We start from the raw sequence: 3,940 nt of genomic DNA, 5'->3' as shown, positions 1-3,940 counted from the left end.
AGGGAGGCCAGGGCGAGGAGCCGGCGGCCCTTGGAAAGGGCTTTCGACGGCAAGATGTGCACCATCACTCGTTATCCTCTTACAGGTTTGCGAGATATTGTCGATATATGAAGGTCTAGGGAGACCTCGTCTCGATTGTAATGCGAACGCCCGGGGGTTTAGGTGGATATCGGTTATTTCCTGAAGCTAATGGTGGACAAGGGCGCGTCGGACATGTTCCTGACGACCGGTGCCCCTGTGAACATCAAGGTGGAAGGCAAGCTCTACCCGTTAGGAAACACAGGCCTGCCCAGCGGCATGGTCAAGAAAATCGCCTATTCGCTCATGGACGAGGGCCAGGTGCCCCAGTTCGAGCGCGATCTCGAGCTCAACATGGCCCTGGCCGTGAAAGAGGCGGGGCGCTTCCGCATCAACGTCTTCAAGCAGCGCGGCGAGATCGGCATGGTCATCCGTGCCATCAAGAGCGAGATTCCGTCGCTTGAAGAACTGCGCCTGCCCACGATCTTCCGTGACCTGATCATGGAGCCGCGCGGGCTGATCCTCTGCGTCGGTGCCACGGGGTCGGGCAAGTCGACCACGCTGGCCGCCATGCTGGACCACCGCAACAACAACAGCTCGGGCCATATCCTCACCATCGAGGATCCCATCGAGTACCTGCACCGCCACAAGCGCTCGATCATCAACCAGCGTGAAGTGGGCCTGGACACGCACAGCTACCACGAGGCGTTGAAGAACGCGATGCGTGAGGCGCCGGACGTGATCATGATCGGCGAGATCCGCGACACGGAGACCATGGAGGCCGCCATCGCCTTCTCGGAAACCGGTCACCTGTGCCTGGCCACCCTGCATTCGAACAATGCGGACCAGACGCTCGAGCGCATCCTGAACTTCTTCCAGGAGGCCTCGCACAAGAACGTGCTGATGAACCTCGCCCTGAACCTGCGTGCGGTGATCAGCCAGCGTCTGGTGATCGGCAAGGACGGCCGCCGCATGCCGGCGACCGAGGTGCTGCTGAACACCCCGCTGATCCGCGACATGATCCGCCGCGGCCAGATCCACGAGGTGAAGGACGCCATGGACCGCAGCCTGCAGGAAGGCATGCAGACCTTCGACCAGTCGCTCTACCGGCTGTTCAAGGACGGCCACATCACGCTCGAAGAAACCCTGAACAAGGCCGACTCGCGCGATGGCCTGGCCCTGAAGATCCGCCTGTCCGAGGGTTCGTCGAGCAACGAGTTTGCATCGAGCGATCCGTACGGTATCGGGGTTTAAGGGCTCTTCTGTGTAGGAGCCGATTCATCGGCGATGGGTGCTCGCGGCAACGATGACTGCCGCCACATCTGGCCCGCTGCCGCGGGATCGCCGATGAATCGGCTCCTACATCACCTGCCCCGCCTTACTGGGCGTCCGGCTGCGCCTCGGGCGCGGCCTGCTGGAACGCTTCCAGCGCCTGGCATGCCTCGACCACCCGGCGGATCGTCGGGTAGGGCGCCAGGTCCACGCCCCAACGCACCGAGTTGTAGAACTGCGGCACCAGGCAGCAATCGGCCAGGGTCGGCGTGTCCCCGAAACTGAAGCGTCCCGACGGCCCCTGCGCCAGCAACGCCTCGATGCCATCGAAGCCCTGCTTGATCCAGCGCCGCGACCACGCCTCCTTGACCGGCTGGTCCGCACCGAACTCCGCCTCAATGGCTCTGAGGACGCGCAGGTTCCCCAGCGGGTGGATATCCGTGCCCACGGCCTGCATCAGCTCCCGGACACGCGCCCTGCCCAGCGCGTCGCCCGGCATGAGCGGAACCTCGGGGCGGGTCTCGTCCAGATATTCCAGGATGGCCATGGACTGGCGGATCGTGCGGTCGCCATCGAGCAGGGTCGGCAACTGGGCCTGGGGGGAAATTTCGCGGTAGGCGGGCTTGAGGTGTTCACCGCCTTCGTTGATCAAGTGCACCGGACGGGCCTCGTACGGCAGGCCCTTAAGGTTCAGGGCGATCCGGACACGGTAGGCAGCGCTGGAGCGCCAGTAGGTATAGAGGACGATGGCCATGGGGCTTCCTTGTGAGAACGAGGCGGATTCTAGATCGCCCCCCAATTACAATGGGCGTTTCTCCGAACCGAACCTGGAGTCCAACGTGTCCGTCATCCGCATGCAAGACCTCGACCTGCGCGGCAAGCGCGTCCTGATCCGCGAGGACCTCAACGTCCCGGTCGAAAACGGAAAGATCACCTCCACCCAGCGCCTGGATGCTTCCCTGCCGACCATCGTCGCCGCGCGCGACGCCGGCGCGAAGGTCATGGTCATCTCCCACCTGGGCCGGCCGAAGGAAGGCGAGTTCGATGAAGCCTCCTCGCTCAAGCCGGTCGCCGAGTGGCTGGGCAAGAAGCTCGGCAAGGACGTCCGTCTCGTGCGCGACTACCTCGATGGTGTCGAGGTCGCCGAGGGCGAAGTGGTGGTGCTCGAGAATTGCCGCATGAATGCCGGCGAAGGCAAGGACGACGAGACCCTGTCGAAGAAGTACGCCGCGCTGTGCGATGTCTTCGTCATGGACGCCTTTGGTACAGCGCATCGCGCCCAGGCCTCCACGCACGGTGTGATTCGCTTCGCTCCGATCGCCGCCGCCGGCCCGCTGCTGGCAAAGGAACTCGACGCGCTGGGCAAGGCTCTGGAAAACCCGGACAAGCCGCTCCTGGCCATCGTCGCCGGCTCCAAGGTGTCGACCAAGCTCGAACTGCTGCAGAATCTCGTCGGTCGTGTGGATCAGCTCATCGTCGGCGGTGGCATCGCCAACACCTTCATCCTCGCCGAAGGCCACAAGGTCGGTAAGTCGCTGGTCGAAGCCGATCTGCTCGACATCGCGAAGAAGATCATCGCCGACGCCAAGTCGCGTGGCGCCGACGTGCCGGTGCCCACCGACGTGATCGTCGCCACCGAGTTTTCCGCCACCGCGAAAGCCACGATCAAGAACGTGACCGAGGTCGCCGACGACGAGATGATCCTCGACATCGGTCCCGACACCGCGAAGCGCTACGCCGAACTGATCGCCAAGGCGGGCACGGTCGTCTGGAACGGCCCCGTCGGCGTGTTCGAATTCGACGCCTTCGGCAAAGGCACCGAAACACTCGCCCGCGCGATTGCCGCCTCGAAAGCCTTCTCCATTGCCGGCGGCGGCGACACGCTGGCGGCCGTGGATAAATACGGCATCGAAGACGGCGTCTCCTACATCTCCACCGGCGGCGGCGCCTTCCTCGAGTTCCTCGAAGGCAAGGAACTGCCGGCCGTCGTCGCGCTGAAGGCCCGGGCGGAGAAGCAGTAATGCTCTTCCTCTTCGATCTCGATGGCACCCTCATCGACTCTGAAATCGGCATCTTCGCCGGCGTACGCCATTCCCTGGCGGCCGTCGGCGCGGAGTCGCCGGATGACGCCGCCTTGCGGGCCTGGGTTGGCCCGCCGCTGCGCGTAAGCTATGCCGCCATTCTCGGCGACGACAACGAACGCATCGAAGCCGCCGTGGCGGCGTACGGCGAGCGCTTCCGCGATGTGGGCTGGTCGGAACACACCGTGTACGACGGTATTCCCGAACTGATCGCTTCGCTGTCTGCTGCCGGCCATCGCCTCGCCGTCGTCACCAGCAAGYCCCTCCCCCATGCTGGCCCGATCATCGCCCACCTGCCCTTCGGCCACTTCTTCGAGCGCGTCTACGCACCCGACCTGTCCACTGCGCACAGCGAGAAGGCCACGATGATCGCCGCCGCGCTCGCCGACTTCGACCAGCCGGCCGAAGACACGATCATGATCGGCGACCGTCTTTACGACATGGAAGGCGCCGTCGCCAATGGCGTGCGGGGCATCGGCGTGCTCTGGGGCTTTGGCGATCGCCGAGAGCTGGAAGGCGCGGGCGCGTGGAAGATTGCCGACAAGCCGGCCGATATCGCGACGTACACC

4 protein-coding genes are annotated in these 3,940 nt (G+C 64.3%); 3 read left to right on the top strand and 1 reads right to left on the bottom strand.

Annotation, left to right across the window (positions count from 1 at the left end):
- Positions 1 to 162 precede the first annotated feature (162 nt).
- Positions 163 to 1,272: a PilT/PilU family type 4a pilus ATPase gene (locus AC1DSN_RS19650; RefSeq protein ID WP_063571348.1), complete on the top strand. Its 1,110-nt coding sequence runs from the start codon at positions 163 to 165 to the stop codon at positions 1,270 to 1,272.
- Positions 1,273 to 1,396: 124 nt separating this feature from the next.
- Here the strand turns inward: AC1DSN_RS19650 and maiA are convergent, their stop codons facing one another.
- A complete protein-coding gene (gene maiA, locus AC1DSN_RS19645) occupies positions 1,397 to 2,044 on the bottom strand; it encodes a maleylacetoacetate isomerase (RefSeq protein WP_477298037.1) in 648 nt (215 codons plus the stop codon).
- Positions 2,045 to 2,129: 85 nt separating this feature from the next.
- Between maiA and AC1DSN_RS19640 the strand changes: the two genes are divergently transcribed.
- Positions 2,130 to 3,311 (top strand): phosphoglycerate kinase, encoded by a 1,182-nt coding sequence (locus AC1DSN_RS19640; RefSeq protein WP_477332366.1) that lies wholly within the window; start codon positions 2,130 to 2,132, stop codon positions 3,309 to 3,311.
- Positions 3,311 to 3,940 (top strand): HAD hydrolase-like protein (locus AC1DSN_RS19635; protein WP_477332364.1); only part of this gene is annotated, 630 nt, incomplete at its 3' end. The genes AC1DSN_RS19640 and AC1DSN_RS19635, both read left to right, overlap by 1 nt.

The sequence above is a fragment of the Luteibacter sp. P4_D7_3 genome (genome assembly GCF_056401735.1).
The sequence above is the reverse complement of the archived record's forward strand: the minus strand, read 5'-3'. Positions and strand labels throughout refer to the sequence as shown.

Bases quoted from the DNA above. Each gene is read 5' to 3' on its own strand.
- maiA (WP_477298037.1), bottom strand. From the start codon at position 2,044: ATGGCCATCGTCCTCTATACCTACTGGCGCTCCAGCGCTGCCTACCGT.